Raw genomic sequence first — 264 nt, forward strand, 5'->3', positions numbered from 1 at the left:
GCGCCTGCCCCGAGCAGTACCTCTGGGCTCACCGTCGCTTCAAGAGCCGGCCGCCAGGCGAGCCCAAGCTCTATAAGAAGCGCGGTTGACCCTCTGGCCTTGATGAGCGGCCCTGGTACGCCATGGATGGAGTGAAGCAATGAGTGCTGGACCGGTAACAGGTTTGATTCTTTCCGGCGGTGGTGCCCGGGCCGCTTATCAAGTCGGCGTGCTGGCGGCGATTGCCGAGTTGCTGGGCCCGGGGGCGCGCAACCCGTTCCCGGT

At 65.5% G+C, this 264-nt stretch carries 1 protein-coding gene and 1 pseudogene; both read left to right on the plus strand.

Annotation, left to right across the window (positions count from 1 at the left end; translation table 11 throughout):
• Positions 1–89: hypothetical protein (locus SB756_RS31180; protein WP_410913383.1), on the plus strand; the 89-nt coding region annotated here is incomplete at its 5' end.
• Between the two features lie 50 nt (positions 90–139).
• Positions 140–264 (plus strand): annotated as a pseudogene (locus SB756_RS31185) (patatin-like phospholipase family protein); the annotation flags it as partial.

The sequence above is a fragment of the Pseudomonas sp. SIMBA_068 genome (genome assembly GCF_046534705.1).
Classification (GTDB): Bacteria; Pseudomonadota; Gammaproteobacteria; order Pseudomonadales; family Pseudomonadaceae; genus Aquipseudomonas; species Aquipseudomonas putida.